Annotated in this window: 15 protein-coding genes and 1 pseudogene; 14 read left to right on the plus strand and 2 right to left on the minus strand. The window is 39.6% G+C overall.

The window, feature by feature from the left end:
- The 14 genes and pseudogenes from IAE53_RS10610 to IAE53_RS10675 form a co-directional block, all read left to right on the plus strand.
- A pseudogene (locus IAE53_RS10610) lies at positions 1 to 1,555 on the plus strand (hypothetical protein); the annotation flags it as partial.
- Positions 1,556 to 1,660: 105 nt separating this feature from the next.
- The gene (locus IAE53_RS10615; RefSeq protein ID WP_148423418.1) at positions 1,661 to 2,308 is read left to right on the plus strand and encodes a hypothetical protein; all 648 of its coding nucleotides are present in this window, start codon (positions 1,661 to 1,663) and stop codon (positions 2,306 to 2,308) included.
- Between the two features lie 33 nt (positions 2,309 to 2,341).
- The gene (locus IAE53_RS10620) at positions 2,342 to 3,805 is read left to right on the plus strand and encodes a glycosyltransferase (protein ID WP_148423419.1); all 1,464 of its coding nucleotides are present in this window, start codon (positions 2,342 to 2,344) and stop codon (positions 3,803 to 3,805) included.
- Entirely contained in the window at positions 3,795 to 4,625 is an 831-nt protein-coding gene (locus tag IAE53_RS10625) for a glycosyltransferase (protein ID WP_148423420.1), read from the plus strand. The genes IAE53_RS10620 and IAE53_RS10625 overlap by 11 nt, the downstream gene beginning before the upstream one ends.
- Positions 4,622 to 6,109, plus strand: coding sequence for an accessory Sec system protein Asp1 (gene asp1 / locus IAE53_RS10630; RefSeq protein ID WP_200136501.1), 1,488 nt, complete (start codon positions 4,622 to 4,624; stop codon positions 6,107 to 6,109). Before IAE53_RS10625 ends, asp1 begins: the two co-directional genes overlap by 4 nt.
- Before the next feature lie 4 nt (positions 6,110 to 6,113).
- Positions 6,114 to 7,658, plus strand: a complete 1,545-nt coding sequence (gene asp2, locus IAE53_RS10635) for an accessory Sec system protein Asp2 (RefSeq protein WP_148423422.1) — start codon at positions 6,114 to 6,116, stop codon at positions 7,656 to 7,658.
- A 4-nt stretch (positions 7,659 to 7,662) separates the two neighbouring features.
- A complete protein-coding gene (asp3, locus tag IAE53_RS10640; RefSeq protein ID WP_200136502.1) occupies positions 7,663 to 7,974 on the plus strand; it encodes an accessory Sec system protein Asp3 in 312 nt (103 codons plus the stop codon).
- Positions 7,964 to 8,770 (plus strand): hypothetical protein, encoded by an 807-nt coding sequence (locus IAE53_RS10645; protein WP_200136503.1) that lies wholly within the window; start codon positions 7,964 to 7,966, stop codon positions 8,768 to 8,770. Before asp3 ends, IAE53_RS10645 begins: the two co-directional genes overlap by 11 nt.
- A gap of 117 nt (positions 8,771 to 8,887) precedes the next feature.
- Positions 8,888 to 9,502, plus strand: coding sequence for a hypothetical protein (locus IAE53_RS10650; RefSeq protein ID WP_242019397.1), 615 nt, complete (start codon positions 8,888 to 8,890; stop codon positions 9,500 to 9,502).
- A gap of 120 nt (positions 9,503 to 9,622) precedes the next feature.
- Entirely contained in the window at positions 9,623 to 11,311 is a 1,689-nt protein-coding gene (locus IAE53_RS10655; RefSeq protein WP_148423424.1) for a glycoside hydrolase family 43 protein, read from the plus strand.
- An 84-nt stretch (positions 11,312 to 11,395) separates the two neighbouring features.
- Positions 11,396 to 12,769 (plus strand): sugar porter family MFS transporter, encoded by a 1,374-nt coding sequence (locus IAE53_RS10660; protein ID WP_148423425.1) that lies wholly within the window; start codon positions 11,396 to 11,398, stop codon positions 12,767 to 12,769.
- A gap of 59 nt (positions 12,770 to 12,828) precedes the next feature.
- On the plus strand, positions 12,829 to 13,842 hold the full coding sequence (locus tag IAE53_RS10665) for an aldose epimerase family protein (RefSeq protein ID WP_200136504.1): 1,014 nt from the start codon (positions 12,829 to 12,831) through the stop codon (positions 13,840 to 13,842).
- 36 nt (positions 13,843 to 13,878) lie between these two features.
- Positions 13,879 to 15,048, plus strand: a complete 1,170-nt coding sequence (locus IAE53_RS10670) for an ROK family protein (RefSeq protein ID WP_148423427.1) — start codon at positions 13,879 to 13,881, stop codon at positions 15,046 to 15,048.
- Positions 15,049 to 15,218: 170 nt separating this feature from the next.
- The gene (locus tag IAE53_RS10675; protein WP_200136505.1) at positions 15,219 to 16,304 is read left to right on the plus strand and encodes a GntR family transcriptional regulator; all 1,086 of its coding nucleotides are present in this window, start codon (positions 15,219 to 15,221) and stop codon (positions 16,302 to 16,304) included.
- Positions 16,305 to 16,345: 41 nt separating this feature from the next.
- Here the strand turns inward: IAE53_RS10675 and fba are convergent, their stop codons facing one another.
- A complete protein-coding gene (fba, locus tag IAE53_RS10680; RefSeq protein ID WP_200554229.1) occupies positions 16,346 to 17,224 on the minus strand; it encodes a class II fructose-1,6-bisphosphate aldolase in 879 nt (292 codons plus the stop codon).
- A 3-nt stretch (positions 17,225 to 17,227) separates the two neighbouring features.
- Positions 17,228 to 17,794, minus strand: a complete 567-nt coding sequence (locus tag IAE53_RS10685; RefSeq protein WP_200554231.1) for a hypothetical protein — start codon at positions 17,792 to 17,794, stop codon at positions 17,228 to 17,230.
- Between the last annotated feature and the right edge of the window lie 183 nt (positions 17,795 to 17,977).

Genomic DNA, 17,977 nt, shown 5'->3' on the forward strand with positions numbered 1-17,977 from the left:
CGCATCGACGTCAAACAGTGAATCTGTTTCGAACAGCGAATCAACGTCAAAGAGCGAGTCAATTTCGAACAGTGAGTCAACGTCAAATAGTGAGTCCCTCTCGAACAGTGAGTCAACGTCACAAAGCGAATTAGTTTCAAACAGCGAATCGACATCAAAGAGTGAGACAATTTCGAAGAGTGAATCAACGTCAAATAGTGAATCTGTTTCAAACAGCGAATCAACGTCAAATAGCGAGTCAGTTTCGAATAGTGAGTCGACATCAAAGAGTGACTCAGCTTCAACGAGAGTTATAACCTCAACGAACGTTTCAGAATCAGAAAGTAAACAAGCGAGCGAATCGGTATCAGACAGTCGCTCAACGAGCACGTCAGTTTCATTAGCAGATTCTACGTCTCAAAGTGATTTGGTTTCTGGTAGTCGCTCGATGAGCACATCACTTTCATTGAGTGAGTCAACGTCAACGAGCGTTTCAGAATCCGATAGTAAGCTAGCAAGTGATTTGGTATCAGACAGTCGCTCAACAAGCACATCAGTCTCATTGCGTGATTTAACAGCCAATAGTGAATCGACTTCAACAGTTGCTAGCGATTTAGCATCAAATTCAGTAAGTTTGAGCACTAAAAATTCAACTAGTGCGACAATCACTAGTGAAAATGTATCAACTTCTGAATACAGTGAATTAAATTCTACGAAATCAAGTGAAAGCTTGTCCACATCAAGTTCACAGGCAAATCAAAGTCAGTCTCTTTCAACGATAGCTAGCGATGAAATATCGGCAAGTGTCAGTTTGAGTACATCAGAATCAACAAGCGCAATAATAGTGAGTGAGCATAATGCCACCAGTGCTGTATATGTTGCTTCAAATGACACATCGATTAGCAACAGTCAATCGGTCAACGCAAGTTTGAGCGTGAGCGAAGATATTTCCGCAAGTATCAGTAATAACAACTCTGCTAGTGAAGTGATTGCCACTAGTGTTAAGTTATCAGATGCCACGTCATTAAGCGACAGTACGGCAATTGTCAACCAAAGTGACTCAACAAGTGTTCGCGTGATGCCGTCTGATGAGACATCAACAAGTGAGTCAAAATCGCAATCAGTAAGCGAATTTACGAGTGAGTTTGATTCGACGTTGACTAGTCTACATCAGTCAGAAGTATCAAGTGAACGTCAGTCAAAATCACAAGTAGATGACGCAACTGGCAATATTGTCGTTAAAAGTCAAGCAACCGATCGTGTCCAAACACTTGAATCTACAACTGGTTCGAATATGACAGCGAAGTTGACTACTACGGCGTCAACAATTAGTGCTGAAAAAGTAACTAGCGCAAATAGCTTGAGTGTACCCAGTCAGGCAACAGTTCTGAAAGGTCTGTTACCAGAAAATCCGAAAATTATTACGGCACGTCGTATTTTGATTGGACAATATGAAACGGGTGACAAATTCAACATTAGGTTAATCTTAGAGATTTTAACGCCACTGATCTTAATTTCGGGCTTCTTATTGGCAGCAAAACGTCGTAAAAAAGAAGATGATGCAGAAACAAAGTAATTTATTGAGAATATTGCATCATTAGATAAAAAGTCTCTATAATTGTGATATAAACCACATTTATGGAGACTTTTTTATGCTAAACTGGTTAAAAGAGGGATTATAATGATATTTTTACTTATTATGTTCATAATATTGACGTTAATGATGGTGACTTTTACAATTCAAAATTATCGCAAGTATGGCACACTTTTTGTGCCATTATTTTTAACCCTCTTGCTTATTGGTGGTACTGTCTGGAGTGCAAGTAAGTTACCAGCAACAATTAAACAAATTAAATCACGACAAGATACTACCAAAAAAGTGGCGCAGCTGACTGCTAGTCAAAGAGCAGCCATGCAAAAGAGCTTTGAAAATGTCAGCGGATCACATACGATTGAAATTCCAACAACATCAGCAGAAGATCAGCAACAGGCACTTTCCTTACAAGAAACAAAATATGCCCGGAGCCTAGACACAGCTTATCAACAGATTGGTGATGTGTCATTTGATGAAAAAAAGAAAGCATTTCAACTGCGTTTATATGCCAAAACACAATTGGCTGAGAGTGTGAGTGTCGTTGAGGCTCACCCTAATCAAGCGGCCACAACCGGCTGGCAGTCTTTCACCAATTCATTAAAAGCAACTTCTAAAACAATTGGTACTGCTTTCAAACCAGGATATACATTAGAACTGATGGGGGTGAACAATAGTCAAAATATTTTGTATGCTGCCAAAGATGGTAAAGAACTGATTAATATCGCAGAACAATAATTAATTTAAGTGAGCAGTAGAAAGGAATTTATCGTGATCTTTTTTGTGAACAAAGCAATTGGGCATGGCAACAGTGGTGTGGAGCACGCGCAATTTTATCGTGCGGATATTTTTCGGCAAGCACACCAACCCTTCAAGATGATTTATTCAGACTTACTACCAAAACTGCATGAACATGCAGCGGAATGGCATTTGCAAGAATCTGAAGTAATTGGGCTTTATGATTATTTTTTAAGTGATGATCCGGATGATTATTTGCGCAATGGATTGCGTGAGGTGAGCGAGTATCATGAAGAAGTATTATGGGATCAAACGCATACGCAACGGCGATTTGATCGTCAAACAACAGGTGGGTATCTTGAAACGATTCAACGCGTGAAGCGGTATTCTGATGAGCGTAAACTTTATTTGGTAGATGACGACCGCGTGATTTTAACCAATGGCAATCACAAAATAATGTGGCATTATCGCGATTCTGGTTCCCAAAAAAAGCAACCTGTTAGCATACGATTATTTAACTTTAAAGGGCGAGATTATTTTTTCCAAACTTATGAAGCTTTAGTGATGTTTTTTTATGAACAGTTAAATCAGACTTACCCTAATAGTCTTTACATCATTGATCGAGGGCAAGAACATGAAGAAGCTCTGATTCATCTGAAACGCCATGGTGCGGGTGTCAAATTACTTGATGTTGTTCATGCTGCCCATTTGGCGCAATTTGAAGGGGCACATCCACTTTGGAATAATTATTATCAATACATGTTTGATCACTTTGACGATATGTCTGCTGTCATTAACGCCACTGAAGTGCAAACGCAAGCGATGAAAGCTGATTTGTCACGTGTTGGACAGAAACAACTTGATAAAATTACCACTATTCCGGTTGGTGGTGTTGAAACTGTTATGCCGGCGCGCCATTGGTCAGGAAAAGAGGCGCGATTTGTGACAGCATCTCGTCTTCATCCAGAAAAACATATTACCCAAATCGTGTCAGCAATTAAATTGTTACGGGATCAAGGACTAAATGCTACCCTAACTATTTATGGTGATGGCGGTGATATACCTCATATTAAAAAGAGCATTAGTGAGCTCAAATTACAGAAATTTGTGACTTTGGCGGGTTTGAGTCAACATGTCATTGATGATTTGAAGCAATACGACGCTTTTGTGTCAGCCTCCTATTCGGAAGGGTTTGGTTTGACGTATATTGAGGCTATTAGTGACGCGCTACCCATTGCGACTTATGCTAATTTTTTTGGTGCACAAGAATTGGTTAAAGAAGGTCTGAATGGTCACTTAGCAACCTTTGAACGCCACCAAGATGCAACTGAAAAAAATGTTGTGCAATTGAGTCACGCCATGGCGGCAGTCTTTCAATCAACAGCGCATTATGCTGATTTATCACGTGGCGCTGAAGCAGTCGCAAAAAAATATCAAACACAAGAAATTGCTAAAAAGTGGTCAGCGTTGATTAGGAGGGTTAATCATGAAAGTTGAACTCATCAATAGCTTAGTCTATCAAAACTTTGCCGGTATTAAATGGCAAATTGAGCAAGTAGCTAATGGTCATAGTGATGAATTATGGTTAGCTACCCCACACGAAGACGCCGTGTCACTGCTTGAGGCACACCATATTGCGCCAGAAAAAGTATTTGATGTTTACCGGCAACAATATTTGACTGAAATTGACGTCTCTAAAGGCATCTGGTGGAGTGATTTGTCGGTGCCAAATGATGCACAAATTGTCGTTAATCAAGATTGGACGAGTAGTGTTGTGAGCTTGGGTAGCGAATTGGCGCAAGTGAAGTGGTTTCCACAATCCACCAGAATTGTACAGGCTGTTTCATGGTTGGATGCCGATGGGAAGCTTGATTATAAGGACATTTACCATCGAGATGGGACGTTATTTGCTCGCCAATTCTTTAGTGAAGGGGATTTACTGGAAAGTGATTTTTACCAAACGACGGGGGAGTTGTCGACTGTTGATTATTATTTCAATGGTGCTCGTAATTTTGTCGTTCATGGACAAACACAATTCAGTTCGGCAGATACTTATTTGTTAGATGTCATGTCATCATTTCCAGAAGTGACATTTGATATTACGCAGTTAGGTCGTGAGTTGGACTTTGCACCGGACAACACACAACTGATCATGCCGGCAGGCGTGATTGATGATCAAGGTCAGATTTACCCGAATTTGATACAAATTTTAACCAACGATCAGCATAAAATTAAACGGGTTATCGTGTCAAAAGATGATTATCAACGGCTCATTAAAGCAGGGTATGCCAGCAATAAATTGGAGAAAATGTCATGACAACCATTCATATTTTGCCAGATTGGCATGAAAATGAACAGGCCATGCCACAAGGCAATGACAGTATTCATCAAGCACAATTATTTCAGTCGCAAGGCTGTGATGTGAATTTGTTATTGGTGGATTATTTGACGCGTCTGCGTTCAATGTGCCATACTAAAAATCTAGATCATGTGACATATTGGTCACTATATGATGATATACAAGAGGTCGGTTTGACTGATACTCGCGTGGTGGCTGTACAAGATTTTAGTTGGCCAGAGACGGTTTATTTTGTAGAAATGCCCGACCAGATTGTGGCAATGCAAGATGACAAGTTATTTGCCAAAATTCAATTAGATGGCGATAATTTAGGGCAAATCGTAGCCATTATTTTTTATGAAAATGATTATCAAAAAACTTGTTTAGATATTGATGATCGCGGTTTTGTGTCTCGGACAACATATTTTGTTAATGGTGAGAAAACTGCTGTTGATTATTTGACGCCTAGTGGTGAAGTTGCTATGCATGTTTCGCTACCAGATCAGGTTGTGACAACAAAAGAGACGTGGTTTGGTGCCAAAAAATTCGCCAATACGACAGTTTTATTTCAAGCTATTTTGAAACAAAAACTCAGTAAGATCAGTGATGAAGCACCATTAATTGTAACGCAAACTGATGTTATCAATCAGTTTTTGCTAGAAAACGACATACAACATGATATTATTTACAGCGCCCAGGAAAGACGCGAAACGTCAAAGATGACGCTACCTCAGTGCGTGAAAGCAGTCGTTACCGATAATGTGAGCACAACAATGGTAAATCAGCATTATATTCCTACATTTGCGACTATTTTGTCAGAAGGAAAGTCTCAAGAAACCGCCAATCTTGATTATTATTGGGTGGCTGATCAAACGATTGCACAACAATTGGCTGTCGTTTCTCAGTTCATCACGATATTACGGGACAACGAACATGCGCGCGTCATTGTCGACACACCGGTTGCATTATCACAAGCGGTTACCAATCTGATCGAAACAAGTGATCAATCGACTGACATAGATGATGAGTTGTTGGACAATAATGGGTTGTCAGATGAACTTAAAATGGCTGGCAACCAGCCCGCAACGATAAAAACAGTCGCGGAGCGCTTTATCATAAACATCGCGCCTACTGAGGAAAAGCAGCAACGAGCGATTGAAAAAGTCCGTGTGTTGGTTGATTTAAACACACAACCAAACGCCTACCTACAAACTTTGGCCTTATCAGCCCTGATTCCACAAATCAATGCTGTTAAAACACCATTCGTGTTGGCAAATCAAAATGGTTTCATTATTGATGATGTCAATGAACTGAGCGCTAAAATTCAGTTTTATCAACGTAATATCAATGATTGGGCATTTGCTAAAAATGAAGCATTCAAGCATTCTGAGAATTACTACGATACAGTGCTTTGGTCCAAATGGCAGCGGGTGTTTGATCAAGTAAAGCCACTGGGGGAATAGCTAAATGAAACGAAAAATTGCAATTCTACAAATTGGAGATACTGATTGGCGACAAATTACCCAAACAGATTTTTTTGATTGGCATTATATGCCTGTTTCTGAGATTCATACGTTAGTAGAATCACCGGAAGAAGATGAACCAGCCAATCAATATAATTACGTCTTGTTGACTAATCAAATTCAAGATAATCAAGCTGTTTTCGATTATGTCAACCAGTGCCCAGCTTTTCACGTGATTTACTTAACGAAAAATATTTTACCGGAATGGTTAGCAATTTTACAGGCGCGTCGGGCATTTTATTTTGATGATTTTACGCCGGATCGGGTGGTTCAAAGAATTGAGACGGACTTGTATTTCGGACAGATTGGGTTTGCCACGCGTTTTAGTGAACAACAATTCGTACCGTCAGAAAAAGTGACCGGTCATTTATCACGCGGTGGTCGTTTTTTGACGCAATTTAGTGGTGATTTTGGGTCACAGTGGCAAGCGCTAGGGTATTTAAAAGTTTTAGCCGGTGATTTATCTCCTAACCGTCAAAATTTAGTTTGGTTGGAACATGAGACGCAAGGAAATATTGAAGTTGCCTTGAAATTTGTATTTTTTCGGGATGATAAGATACAACAAGTTCAAATTGTCAGTGGCGAACAATTGCACGCTTTGACACCGATTGGTGGTTTGTCTGATTATGCTAACTACCAAGTGATTGTCATGGCAAAAGGGCGTGGTCAAGTATCGTTACACGCGCTACATCAACGCAGGACACGTCATGGATTAGGGCACTTGCTACCGGGTGGTGAATGGCACCTTACTTCTGAAGGAGAAGAGGTCTTAAGTTATTTTAATCCCGGTATGCGAAATAAGCCTTTAATTGTATCTTTTGCGGGATCACGGCTCTTTTCGGATGGATTTGAATTGATGGGTGTGTTTGATGAGCTGGAGACGCCATACCTGCTCTTTACGGATTCGCGCACACAAGGTGGCGTTTTTGAAGTGGGCTCTAAAATTTTTGAACAAACGGTGATAGATCGTATTCGCCAAGCGATGGCGGAACTTGGGATCACTGGGGATGACGTTATCTTTCACGGGTATTCGATGGGCAGCTATCCAGCGATGTATTATGCTGCTGACATTCAGCCAGCTGCAATTGTGATTTCTAAGCCGATTATTAATTTGGGTTCTTTTTCAGCTAAAATGGACTTTCCACATCATCGTAATACTGATTGGACGCTTGATATGCGTCGACATTTGACAGGACGTATGTCAAAGGAAGACACAGTAGTTCTTGACGAAAAATTGTGGCAACATATCAAACAAATTGATTGGAAAAATATTGATGTATCACTATTTACAATGGATTTGGATGAATATGATGGTGAAAGTTTGCCTGAATTGTTAGACTTTTTCCGCGAGCAACATGTGCACCTGACCCATTTTGAAGAGCATGGTTATCATATTGAAAAGATTTCTGAAATGATTACTTTCATCAAAAATCGACTTTACACGTTACGCGATAAGAGATGGTCGCTTCAAGGCGATGGGGGTAAATGACGTTATGCAATATCATATTTATTGGACACCACAGACAGAGTTGTTAGAATTACAAGGGGCAAATATCCGATTTGACCGGATGAACCAAGTTTTTTACGAAAATCAATGGCTGCCAAGCGGCCAAGTGGTTGCAAGGTGGGCTTCAAAACGTGATTACATTGCAAGTAACAAGCTTGCAGATCTTCCCTATCTAATTCAGGGCGAAACGTATGAATTAGAACGCGACATTACAAACGCCAATCACATGTTTGGCTACTTAACGATTACATTTTTTGATGTCTATCATCGCCAAATTGTGGCCTATCATGACGTTTGAAGTACCTAAAAATTATGATGCTTACGAAATTGAATTGATTACTGCTGGAGCAGAACATATTATTTTCCATGAGTTTACCATTCGTCTTGCGTTGACCAATGGTACATTGTTGGCGGGCGACCATCATGAGCGTTTTGATAGTGGTGAAGACCTGTATTGGTACTTACAAGAAGCTTCTCTAGTGACAAGTCAAACATTGCGCGTCATTTTTTCAGAACCAAGTGACAATATGACGGATTACGCACATCAGTGGATTGTGCCAACTCAGCAAAATGTGTTATATATCGCTGATGGTCGCTTATTGGCCGGCTTTTATGTTAATGAAACAACAAGCAGTACTTACGAAACAGCACTTAAACAAATCATTCAGGATGCAAAAGTTAAAAGCCATGCGTCAATCATCGAATTTATAGGTTATGGTCCTATTTCAAGTTACGCTGCCGGATATTATCAAAAACAAATGACTGGGAAAGCGGTTATTTCATCTGATGCCATTGTACAACCTACCACTTATTTAGCGGGTAATCAGCATAATCGTACGACGCAATCTGTTTTGAATGACGGCAAAACATACCCAATCATCTCATTAGATGATGCTTTCATTGGGTTAGACGAAAGTGAGCAGAAACCGCTACTCACGCAGATGCCGGGATTACGAAACCCGAATACTGCACGATTAAAAAAATTGTATTACGAAACACCGGAATTAGCAGAAGTACCTTTTATTGAAGATGATAACATGGTGACAACCAACAAACATGGCTGGTTATCACGCTTATTTCATATAAAAAAGTAATTTTTGTGAACAAAATATGAACTTTAACGCACGATAATAAATATTTGTTATGATAAATAGCAAAGTAGAGGCTAATCATGATAGTCAGTGGCGTGATGAGAAAGTGAGGATAGACTGGTGTTACATATACAAACGTGGTTAGGTGGATTAGCAATGTTAGCGGTATTTTATCGTAATGTGCCAGCGCTTCGTGCGTTGAAGCGTGGGCAATTCCAACCTAATTTTGCGACCTATATGATTTGGGCATTAATTTCGTTAATTGAGGCTGTGATTATTTTGGCTAATCGTGGCGGTTTTGGTGCAACATCAATGGTTTTGAGCGTCGTCTTTTTTTCATATTTTGGTGTTATGGGTCTTAAATACGCCAAAGAACAACCAACCAATCGACGATTTATTATGGCGATGTTAGGCGCAGTTGTAGTGCCACTTTTGTTGACCTTGGTTCACGGGCTGACGCAGGGAGAGTTATTGTTTATTTTGGCGATTGTTGAAGCCTTGGCAATTATTCCAACGATTCAGAAAATTAAACGGGCGCCATATTCAGAGAGTTTATCTTGTTATGTTTGGAATGATATCTCAATGTTATTGAGTCTTTTAGCAATCCATGCCATTAGTTTTGAAACAGTGTTTGTGCCATTGATATGGGTATTGATTATGAGTGGGTGCATTATTTATATGTTAGTGTTGAGAAGCCGCGCACCAAAACGTCAAGAATGTGCCGTTTTGGATTAAAAATATATCATAGTTGGTTGCATGAACAAACTAACCGTGGTAAGATATATTTTGTAAAAGAAATGATACCGCTTTCAGATACGAGAAAGTCGGTTTGGTAGTAAGAAAGGAAAGCATGCTATGCAGATTCAAAACCCAGTATTACCGGGATTTAACTCAGATCCGTCCATTATTCGTGTGGCAGATACATACTATATTGCGACATCAACATTTGAATGGTTCCCAGGTGTGCGGATTCACGCCTCACAAGATTTGGTGCATTGGAATTTAGTTAAAAATGTCCTTGATACAACGACACTATTGGATATGAAAGGCAACCCATCATCAGGTGGTATTTGGGCACCAGACTTGTCTTATGCCGACGGTAAGTTCTGGTTAATTTTCACGGATGTTAAAATTACCGATGGCTCGTTTAAAGATATGAAAAATTACTTGACGACTGCGGAATCCATTGAAGGACCATGGTCAGATCCAATTTTGGTGAATGGTGTTGGATTTGATGCCTCATTGTTCCATGACGATGATGGTCGCAAGTATCTTGTGCAACAGACATGGGATCATCGTGAGTATCATCACCCATTTGACGGTATTACTTTGACTGAATTCGATACAACAACGATGAAATTGAAGCCAGACACAGCCCGTACAATTTGGAAAGGGACTGAAGTTAAGTTAGTTGAAGGCCCACATTTGTATAAAATTAAGGGTCAATATTACTTGTTTGCGGCGGAAGGTGGTACGATCTTTACTCATCAAGAAGTCGTTGCACGTTCACAGACTTTGGATGCGTTGTCATTTGAACGCGAACCAGAAGGCCCATTCTTAACTAACTTTGACACGCCAAATGCTTATTTGCAAAAGCAAGGACACGGCGCTCTTGTTGATACACCCGGGGGCGAGTGGTATTATGCTTCCTTGTCAGCTCGTCCTTGGAATCATCCAACGGAGAGTGCTACGGATCCACGCGGTTGGTCAACATTAGGTCGTGAGTCATCAATTCAAAAAGTTGAATGGGATGATGCAGGCTGGCCACGAGTTGTTGGTGGTCATGGTGGTTCAACGTTTGTCGAAGCCCCTAAGGACGCTATTTTGACTGATGCACCAGCCGATCATTCACAACATGATGACTTTACTGATGACAAGCTTGACATTAACTGGAACACACTACGTGTACCATTTACTGAAAAGATGGGTCACACTGGCGCGGGCAAATTAGTGTTACGCGGTCAAGGTTCATTAGCTAACACGTTTGACTTATCTTTGATTGCACGTCGCTGGCAAGCTTTCTACTTTGATGCCGAAACCAAAGTAAAGTTTGATCCATATTCATATCAAGCAATGGCTGGTTTGACTAATTACTACAACCACTCACATTGGTCGTTTATTTTCATTACAAAAAATGATGACGGTAAAAATGTCATTGAAGTTGGTGAAAATAAAGGTGGTTTGCGTAACGGATCATACACATCATACTTTAAAGACGATGCGCCGGTGATTCCTGAAGGTACGGAATACGTTTGGTTTAAGTCCGAAAATCGTAAGGAATCATATACTTATTACTATTCATTCGATGGTCAAAACTGGATTGCAACAGGCATTACATTAGATGCTGCGGTATTGTCAGATGACTATGTCGTACGCGAATATGGTGGTTTCTTCACGGGGGCCTATGTTGGATTAGCTGCAGTCGATTATTCAGGGTATGACTCAACAGCAGAATTTGATTTCTTTGATTATCAGGAATTGGGTGATTACCAAGAAGCTGACGGTAGTTATTCATGGCAGAAATCAGAGAGTCGATTTTATTGAAAATAACATATAAATAAGCAATAGTATCTCAAGTAATTGTTACTTCAAGTGATTATACGTTTTTAAACAGAAAGTGTCTTACAAATGAAAGTGCATAAATTATCGGCTGGCTTTATTTACTTCTTTGGTGCTTTAGGTGGGTTATTGTTTGGTTATGATACGGGTGTGATTTCCGGTGCCATATTGTTTATTTCTAAACAGTTGACTTTGACCAAATGGCAAGAAGGCTGGGTTGTTTCCGCAGTCCTTGTGGGTGCCATTCTTGGTGCCGCTGTGATTGGACCGATGTCAGATAGATTCGGTCGTAAAAAGTTGTTATTGCTGTCATCAATCATTTTCTTAGTTGGTGCGGTTTGGTCAGGTTTAGCACCTGATTTTGCTCACTTAGTAGCATCACGAATAGTGCTAGGTTTAGCCGTGGGTGGCGCATCGTCACTCATTCCAACTTACTTATCTGAAATGGCACCCGCCGACAAACGTGGTGGTGTTGCGTCATTATTTCAGATGATGATTATGACTGGTATCTTAGTTGCGTACATTTCTAACTATCTGTTGCAAGACTTTACGTTTGGCTGGCGTATCATGTTGGCTTTGGCAGCTTTACCAGCGTTAGCTTTATTCTTTGGTGGTCTTGTTTTGCCAGAGTCACCACGATATTTGGTACGTCAAGGCGACAATGAAGCAGCACGTAAAGTGTTGGCAATGTTTAGTAAAGATGAAAAAATGGTTGAAGCCGAATTAGGTGACATTGAATTACAAGCAACTGCCCAAACTGGTGGTCTTTCTGATTTGTTTGGTCCACTTAGTCGGCCAGTGCTTATTATGGCGATGGGATTGGCGATTTTCCAACAAACCATGGGATGTAACACGGTACTTTACTATGCACCAACGATTTTCACTGATATTGGATTTGGTGTCTCAGCAGCCTTGATGGCGCACATTGGCATTGGTATCTTTAACGTGATTGTGACTTGGGTCGCGGTCATGATTATGGACAAAATTGATCGTAAGAAAATGTTGATTTACGGTGCATGGGGGATGGGTATTTCGCTGATTTTGATGTCAGTTGGTATGCAACTCTCAGGTACAGGCAAGTTTGGTTCGTATCTTGCTGCGATTGCATTGACAATCTACATTGCCTTCTTCTCTGCAACATGGGGTCCTGTCATGTGGGTTATGATTGGTGAGAGCTTCCCACTCAATATCCGTGGTTTAGGTAATTCATTTGGTGCTGTGGTCAACTGGACAGCGAACACGATTGTTTCACTGACCTTCCCACCATTGCTAAGTGCTTTTGGTACAGGTAATTTATTCTATCTCTATGCGGTGATGTGCTTCATTTCTATTTGGTTCGTGCATAAGTTTACCATAGAAACGCGTGGTCGCTCACTAGAACAAATTGAAGCGAGCTTACGTCATCGTAAGAATCATTTAAATGATGGACCTGTTATAAATTAATTACAATAATCAGTCGTCAGACTGATTTTTTTAAATCAAAAATGAAAGAGACTTTAAAAATGAAAACAACCATTCAAACATTTGGTAACTTTGAAGGACAAAAAGTGTCTGCTTATTCTTTAGAAAATAAGAATGGCACGCGGATTACAGTGCTCGACTATGCCGGCATTTGGCATGAATATTCGGTCATTGACGAAGGAACACGAGTTAATATGTTATTGTCAGCACCGGAGATGTCAGGTTACACTGATAACCCTTTTTATATGAATCGTCTGATTGGTCGCGTTGCCGGTCGTATTAAAGATGCAACATTCAAGCTAGGCGATCAATTGATTCAAACACCACAAAATGAAGGTGATAATTCGTTACATGGTGGTGGGAATGGCTGGTCCAATACTATGTTTGCGGTAAAATTTGATCAAAATAGTATTGTCTTGACGGCGACTATAACGTCAGCACAAGATGGCTTTCCGGGGAATTTGGAATCGGAAATACGTTACACACTTTCAGATGACGATACTGTGACCTTGACTATGAGCGGAACACAACGTGCAACTGATGGTGTATTTAATCCGACGTCACATGCTTATTTTAATTTAAGCCAATCTGATGATATTTCCAACCATGAATTGCATCTCAATAGTAAAGTTCATTTGGCAGTTGATACTGGAAAAGTACCAACTGGGGAGACGATTGCCAATCATAATTCGCCATTTGATTTGAGAATGGCGCCGAATTTGGGCGCTGCGTTAGCCACTTTGGATAAAACAACCGCAGAGCATGGCTTTGATGATGTCTTTGTCGTTCAAGGACCAAAAATTGCTAGTTTGAAAGATAAGGTTAGTTCGCGTACAATAGATGTAATATCTCATCGAAATGGGTTAGTTGTTTTCACCGCCAATTCGATGACATCGGATATGATAAATAATCATGGCAACGGACATAAATGGGTGGCAGTTGCCTTGGAACCCCACACATTACCAAACTCTGAAAATATTCCAGCCTTTGGTGACGTGCGTTTGAAAAAAGATGAAACCCGTGTGGCAGAAATTGTTTATCGTTATCACAAATAAGGGAGAGGTGCTGGTTATTTTAATGCCAGCGATGCTATGAAGAAAACAGATCAAATCACCATGCGGGATCATAATCAGCGCTTAGTTTTACAAGCGTTATTTAATGCTAAAGAAACGTCGCGTGCCCAACTAGCGGTTGACCTAGAATTGCATAAATCAACAATTAGCTCAATTTACCGTGATTTAGATGATATCGGTTTCATTGAAGATTTGGGCGAAGGGGATACAACCGAAACAGGTGGTCGCAAGGCTAAAATGATTCGTTTCAATCGTAATTACGGTTTTGTGGTAGCATTTGATATGGGACGGCACCATTTACGAATGGCACAGGTACGTTTGAGTGGTGAAGTCATTGCGACTGATGAATTTGACGTTGATGGCTTGACACTAAAACAAGTCGTGGATTTAATGATGAAAAATTTGCATCGCATTAAACCGCAAAAATATGGCACGCAAGAGGGTGTTATGGGAATTGCGGTTGGCGTGCATGGCGTTGTTGATCAAAATCAAGTGACATACTCTCCTTTTTTTGATTATTCAGGTATTGATTTGGCTGATTTGCTTGGACAAGTGATTAGTGTGCCAGTTTTACTAGAAAACGAAGCTAACTATGCGGCTGTCTATATTCGGGATTATCATGATTACCGACAACTTGATCAATATGATAATTTAATTGCACTTAATATTCACTATGGTATTGGTGCTGGAATTATTATTGATGGTCAGTTATATCGTGGTTTGGCTGGACGCGCTGGTGAAGTTGGTCGCAGTATCGTTTGGTCTCAGAATAAGGAAATTATTCGCATGGAAGATTTATATTCTGAAGACGCCATGCTGAAACGTTTGGCCGAAGCTTTAGGCAAAAAAGAAGTCGTCCGTGCTGATTTTGTGGCTTGTGCTAGTCATAATGCACCAGAAACAACAGCGTTAATTGATGATTGGGTCCGTGGCATTGCACAAATGGCTTATGATATTATACAAACCTATGCCCCACAAGCGCTCTTTATTCACTCACGTTTTATCGCTGAAATGCCGGAATTATTAGGCCGCGTGATTGAAGTGTATCAAGATCTGAATCCAACTTGTCAATCAGAATTATTATTTGCAAATCACTCTGTTTATCAAGCAACTTTGCTGGGTGGAGCAGCAAGTGTGACGCGCCACGTGCTTGACTTGGAAGATGTTGATTTGAAATTCAGCCATTGAGTATGAATTTGGAGTGGTGGCATTATTAAATAACAGTTAGTGATTAGCAATAATTGTTGATAGCGCAATATATTACCATATCTCCATAAAAAAATTAGTCGCGATACAATGCAGTTGTGTCTCTTACGTGCTAACAAATATTGTGATGGTTTATCGTGGTGGTTAAATTTATGAAAACTAATAAATATGAAATTATTAAACAATATATTTTAGATAAAATATTGAGTGGAGACTACAGTGTTGACCAAAAGTTACCTACTGAAAGCGAATTAATGTCCGCATTTTCAGTTAGTCGTTACACTGTGCGAAGAGCTATTTCTGATTTAGAAAACGAAAACTTTATTTATCGTATTCAAGGTGGTGGATCTTTTGTAGCAGATAAAACGGAAATATTGCAAAAAGAAAGTGTGCCACAAGTAGTAGGGGTTATTTCCACGCATATTGCGTCATATATTTTTCCTGCCATTATTGACGGCATTGACCAAGTTTTATCAATGCATAATTTTTCTTTTATATTAGCGAACACTCACAATGATCCTGTAAGAGAACGATCAGCATTAAAAAATTTTATGCGACAAAATCTCGGGGGATTAATTGTTGAACCAACAAAAAGCGCGAGTGAAACAACCAATATTGACCTGTATAAAGAAATTGAGAAATTAGGAATTCCCGTTATTTTTATTAACGCTTCCTATAAAAATATTCAAGGAACAACACTAGTTAGTGATGATCAACATGCTTTTTATCAGGCAACAAACTACCTTTTTTCTAAAAATCATAAAAAAATTGTAGGTGTTTTTCAAGTTGATGATCTTCAAGGCGTTCACAGATTAAATGGCTATCTTGAGGCTTATCAAGATCATTCTTCACTACTTCCTTTCTGTAAACCTATCATGTATCAATCTGATAATGTTAATAGTGCGCTTCAGCAAATGAATGATTTATTATTGAAAACATCATCAGAACGGCCCACGGCCATTTTGGCGTATAATGATCAACTAGCCATCAGAATTATGGATTTAGTTAATGACATTGGCTTAAAAATACCGACAGATGTCTCGATAATTGGATTTGATGATTTTCAACTGTCAAAGTATATGTCGCCTAGATTAACGACAATGACGCATGCGCAGCAAATGATGGGACGTGATGCAGCTACGCTATTATTGCAAAAAATAAATCATCATAAAGTGGACTCTGTTGTTTACGAATCACTCATGGTGGAGCGAGATTCTGTTCGAAAACTCAAAGAATAGCGAAAAAACGCTAACACATTAATTAATGTGTTAGCGTTTTTTTAGTGTGATGCAGCACCGAAAACAGCCAGACGTTCTGCCAAACTCGTTTCCACGGCCGTGACACCAGGTGCTAATAGTTTCCTAGGATCATAATTTTTACCAATCAAATCTTGATCAGTTAAAATAAAGTCTCTTAACGCTTGATGGAATGCCAGCTGAGCTTCAGTGTTCACATTGACTTTGGCAACACCCATGCTAATAGCTGCTCTAATTTGATCATCTGGGACACCAGAACCACCATGCAAGACAAATGGTACCTGACTGTGTGTCATATTATCTAAAGTAGTTGTTAAGTCTCTGAGGTGAGCGAGGTTTAGCCCTTGCCAATCTTTTGGATAGCGACCATGAATGTTACCAATCCCTGCTGCAATAAAATCTATTTGCGTTTGGATCATGGCAACTGCATCGTCGATAGGCGCGATTTCACCAGTGCCGATGATACCATCTTCTTCGCCGCCAATACTGCCTACTTCAGCTTCAACTGAAATATTTTGTTCATGAGCTAACGCTACAATCTCACGTGTTTTTTCTAAGTTTTCTGCTAATGGTAAGTGTGACCCATCAAACATAACTGATGTAAAGCCAGCTTTGATGGCAGCTTTAGCGGCAGTGTAATCACCATGATCGAGATGAATGGCAATGGGGACAGTAATGCCAAATGATTGGTCGAGGTCGCGCACGATATGAGCAACGGTTTCAAAACCACCCATATATTTAATGGCACCCATCGAAGCAGCGATGATGGTAGGAGCTTGTTTTGCTTGTGCAACACGCAAAATGGCTTGTGTCCATTCAAGATTATTTGTATTAAAGGCGCCGACAGCATAGCCTTGTTGACGCGCTGTTTGAACGATTTCTTTACCAGAAACGATTGTCATGAGTTATTCCCAACTTTCTTTTTTAAATGTTTGATCTGTTTGATGGAGTGAATAGTGATAATTATTATTAACTGAAAAAATTTTATCGCGAATTGAGTCGTGATTGGATTTGGCAACTTCAATTAAAAAATTAACCAGATTTTTTGACCATACCAATTCTTTATCGTGACCATATTGTAACCAAAATGAATCTAATCCTGGGTCATCCCAATCATGCGCACCATGATAGGGCCGATCATCTAGCAAAATGGCACCAGCAATTTTATTCAAATTTTTTTGGTGTGTCAGAATAACTTTTTTATAAAATGGGCTATCTGGCTGATTGCCAAAGAAATCATTTAACCAACTAATTTTATCTTCCCAAGCACTAGGGTTTTGCCAAGGTGCCGTTGATAAAATGTACATATCATAGTATTGAGACAGGACATAAATGCTATCAATAGCGTCAGGTAAAGGTGGTAAATATCGAAAAATGCCAGGAATTTGATCTGGTTTTTTAAACTGATATAGATGTGGCTTATCATTTTCGGCATTTAATACAGGCAAGGTATCAACGATAGTGTTGTCCATATCAATGAATAATTTGGGTTTGATGATAGTATTCTCCTTTGTTGAAAACGCTTACATATTCGGAATAGACAAAATTATACAGCGTCAGAATAAAAAAATCAAATGTATACCAATTACTATTTTATTTATAATACTGCTATTTTTAAAATTTATCAATAAAAAAATAAAATGTTGACATATACG

This window comes from Leuconostoc sp. S50 (assembly GCF_016624925.1).
Lineage (GTDB): Bacteria > Bacillota > Bacilli > Lactobacillales > Lactobacillaceae > Leuconostoc > Leuconostoc pseudomesenteroides.

Excerpts from the sequence above, each read along its gene's own strand:
- asp1 (WP_200136501.1), top strand. The coding sequence starts at position 4,622 with ATGACAACCATTCATATTTTGCCAGATTGGCATGAAAATGAACAGGCC.
- asp3 (WP_200136502.1), top strand. The coding sequence starts at position 7,663 with ATGCAATATCATATTTATTGGACACCACAGACAGAGTTGTTAGAATTA.
- IAE53_RS10665 (WP_200136504.1), top strand. The coding sequence starts at position 12,829 with ATGAAAACAACCATTCAAACATTTGGTAACTTTGAAGGACAAAAAGTG.
- IAE53_RS10655 (WP_148423424.1), top strand. The coding sequence starts at position 9,623 with ATGCAGATTCAAAACCCAGTATTACCGGGATTTAACTCAGATCCGTCC.
- IAE53_RS10660 (WP_148423425.1), top strand. The coding sequence starts at position 11,396 with ATGAAAGTGCATAAATTATCGGCTGGCTTTATTTACTTCTTTGGTGCT.
- asp2 (WP_148423422.1), top strand. The coding sequence starts at position 6,114 with ATGAAACGAAAAATTGCAATTCTACAAATTGGAGATACTGATTGGCGA.
- IAE53_RS10645 (WP_200136503.1), top strand. The coding sequence starts at position 7,964 with ATGACGTTTGAAGTACCTAAAAATTATGATGCTTACGAAATTGAATTG.
- fba (WP_200554229.1), bottom strand. The coding sequence starts at position 17,224 with ATGACAATCGTTTCTGGTAAAGAAATCGTTCAAACAGCGCGTCAACAA.
- IAE53_RS10670 (WP_148423427.1), top strand. The coding sequence starts at position 13,879 with ATGAAGAAAACAGATCAAATCACCATGCGGGATCATAATCAGCGCTTA.
- IAE53_RS10675 (WP_200136505.1), top strand. The coding sequence starts at position 15,219 with ATGAAAACTAATAAATATGAAATTATTAAACAATATATTTTAGATAAA.
- IAE53_RS10615 (WP_148423418.1), top strand. The coding sequence starts at position 1,661 with ATGATATTTTTACTTATTATGTTCATAATATTGACGTTAATGATGGTG.
- IAE53_RS10625 (WP_148423420.1), top strand. The coding sequence starts at position 3,795 with ATGAAAGTTGAACTCATCAATAGCTTAGTCTATCAAAACTTTGCCGGT.
- IAE53_RS10685 (WP_200554231.1), bottom strand. The coding sequence starts at position 17,794 with ATGGACAACACTATCGTTGATACCTTGCCTGTATTAAATGCCGAAAAT.